Origin of the sequence: Okeania sp. SIO2C2, assembly GCF_010692625.1 — a bacterium.
Lineage (GTDB): Bacteria > Cyanobacteriota > Cyanobacteriia > Cyanobacteriales > Microcoleaceae > Okeania > Okeania hirsuta.
The window spans coordinates 1-2,862 of the sequence record NZ_JAAHGM010000142.1; the positions used below are offsets into that span (position 1 = coordinate 1).

Sequence of the window (2,862 nt, forward strand, 5' to 3'; positions counted from 1 at the left end):
TGAGCGAGCATAAATACAAGTACTTATCTCTTCAAATCCTGATTCATCAATATATACTAAACTTTTACTTCCATATATTTTGATTAATTCTCTCAAGGCTCTATAATACTTTATTCTTTCTTCTCTATTTCTTTCTTGATAACGAAGTTCTTTTTTTTTCTAGTTATTTTCATTTTTTTCAAGGCAGTCCAGATTGCCGTTGTACTAACTTCAAATTTTTCTGCTATGAGTTTTAATTTTACTTGCGGATTTTCCTTTATATATTTTTCTAATTCTTTCCAATCTAGTTTTCTGTAACGATACTTGACCTTTGTGGATTCAAGCTTTTTCCTCTCTAACCATCTATATATGGACGCTCTTCCTCCAAGCAAATACTTTTGCTGCTTTGGTTATCTTCCCACCACTTTCTATGTAATCTATTACCTTTTGTCTTATATCTAAACTATAAGTCATTACTTTAAACTACTCTCAATTCTATTTGAAAATTTTACTCTGTTTTTGTCTCATCCTTAAGTTAAACGACTATATGATTATTTTCCAGCTTATGTATATTGCTATTTTTGTTGAGCAATCCAATCAAGAATTAAATCATTAACTATTTCAGGACATTCATCATGGGGACAATGGCCAGCATTATCAATTTCTGTTAATTTTAAACGCGAGTTAAGTTGAACAAACTGACTGGGATTAGCAAATTTAGCAGGAATCAATAAATCTTGCTTACCCCAAATCAATAACATGGGAGTTTCCAGAGTAGGAAGTAAAGCTTTCACGCTAGGACCTAACTTTGTACTACCCATAATCTTAAATAAAATACAAAAAGCACGGGTAGCACCGCGATCGCTTGGCGGTCCAGCTAATATATCTACAAGTTCTTCTGTGATCCGGTCGGGATTATTATAAGCAATTTTGACCCAACGACGAATAACTGAAGGTCTACGAACCACAGAAAACACAGCTCTCAATAACACCGGAGACGCAACAATATTTTGAATTAATTCAACAGTAGGTAATAACCAAGCTGGAACTGCTTCGGCCTGAGCTGCCGGATCGGGTAAACTAATCATTATCAGCAATGCAACTATATCTGGATAGGTCGCAGTCGCTACTAGAGAAACTAATGAACCAATAGAATTACCAACTAATATTACAGGTACTTGAATGAAAGTCTGCCAAAATTCATACACCTGCTCTACCCAAAAACTAACATCGTAGTTGGCGATCGCTTTTTCAGAAGCACCAAAACCTACTAAATCTAGTGCATAAACTGTATGTTTTTGGCTGAGTACATTTATATTATGTTGCCAATGGCCTATTGATGCTCCAAAACCATGTAGCAGTAAAATAGGGGGGTTTTCTAAGTTATGGCCTTCTAAAGTTTCGTGGTTATTTTGGCATCGAACGTAAGTATAACGAATTTGCCACCCTCGCCATACCCAGTCTCTTTGACTACCTATTTTTTTTTGCCAGTTGCTAGTAGTATTGCCCACCATATAATTAAAGAATTCCTAAATATTAAGATTTGCAAAGTGCCAGATACATTACTTTAGCACCAGCATCATTAATTATCTATCTACGATCGTTAGAGAGTTGAGTGCCCAGTATGATTGTCAAACTAATAAACTTGCATAAAAGCCTTCATTCGTGATATTATTATTGTCTATAAGCTAGACTATTTATGTTAAAAACAACATTCCAAAATTAAAATTAAATTTAGATAGATATTGCTAAATTAGCAAATATTCTGTTCTCTATAAACTAATATGTAACATCAAATCCTCAAATCTATATGAGGTTAGAAACAGGCAAAATGTAGAATACTAAGTCTTGATGCTTTACCGAAAATAGCTGGGAAGCTTAAAAACCCTTGATCATAAAAATCTCCGGCGCTTCAGCTAGGGAGAGCATCAAAAAAAGGATCTATAAAGTGTAGCCTGATTTAGTATGAATGTCCCTCTAAACAATCGTTTTAAATATTCCAATTAATGCCAATCGAAAAAAGAAATAATCGTAATCTCCCTCAAGTTAACAACAATATTCGAGTTCCTAAAATCAGAGCCATTGACGCAGATGGCTCTCAGTTGGGAATTATGGATACAGAAGAAGCGTTGCAAATGGCCAGAGAAAAGGAACTAGACCTGGTTATGGTCAGTGATAAAGCTGACCCACCGGTTTGTAGGATCATGGACCATGGGAAGTATGTGTTTGAGCAGAAAAAGAAAGCACAAGAGGCAAAAAAGAAGCAACATAACGCAGAAGTTAAGGAAGTGAAGATGCGCTATAAAATTGAGGAGCATGACTATAATGTTCGCTTATCTCATGCAAAGCGTTTTCTCGAATCAGGTGATAAGGTTAAGGCCACTATTATGTTCCGAGGCCGGGAAATACAGCACAGTAATCTTGCAGAAGCATTATTGATGCGGATGAAAGAAGATCTAAAAGATTTAGCAGAGGTTCAACAAGCTCCCAAGAGAGAGGGACGCAGTATGATGATGTTGTTATCTCCTAAAAAGTAAAGTGGGATAGTCATGACATTGATAACTCCAACTTGATTTGCCAAGGGGTCTCCCGTTAAATCGCAGATTAGATTATAACGGGAGGTGAATAGCCTCTGGTAAATTAAACAGGTGTCAATTGCTGTTCAAATATAGCACTAAAGAGTAGTAGGAAAATTATAATAATTACTGATTGCTACAAAATTCAGCCCACTTGTGAACAGTCAGTCAACATTGATTATTGGCTATAACTATTACAAAGGCATTGGAATTATGCTCTTAGTCAACCCTTGGACTGGTTGAACCAAACCAGGTGTCAAATAACCGTTGTTCGATAGTGTCATGTCCTATGGGTGAGATTCAAGAG

General features: G+C 35.9%; 2 protein-coding genes and 1 pseudogene. 1 reads left to right on the forward strand and 2 read right to left on the reverse strand.

The window, feature by feature from the left end; genetic code table 11:
- Positions 1-453 (reverse strand): annotated as a pseudogene (locus F6K18_RS35875) (IS630 transposase-related protein); the annotation flags it as partial.
- Between the two features lie 101 nt (positions 454-554).
- The gene (locus F6K18_RS35880; RefSeq protein ID WP_287528121.1) at positions 555-1,493 is read right to left on the reverse strand and encodes an alpha/beta fold hydrolase; all 939 of its coding nucleotides are present in this window, start codon (positions 1,491-1,493) and stop codon (positions 555-557) included.
- Positions 1,494-1,985: 492 nt separating this feature from the next.
- Between F6K18_RS35880 and infC the strand changes: the two genes are divergently transcribed.
- Positions 1,986-2,516, forward strand: coding sequence for a translation initiation factor IF-3 (gene infC / locus F6K18_RS35885; RefSeq protein WP_124146363.1), 531 nt, complete (start codon positions 1,986-1,988; stop codon positions 2,514-2,516).
- Positions 2,517-2,862: the final 346 nt, after the last annotated feature.

Coding starts and splice junctions, on each gene's coding strand:
- F6K18_RS35880 (WP_287528121.1), bottom strand. CDS start 1,493: ATGGTGGGCAATACTACTAGCAACTGGCAAAAAAAAATAGGTAGTCAA.
- infC (WP_124146363.1), top strand. CDS start 1,986: ATGCCAATCGAAAAAAGAAATAATCGTAATCTCCCTCAAGTTAACAAC.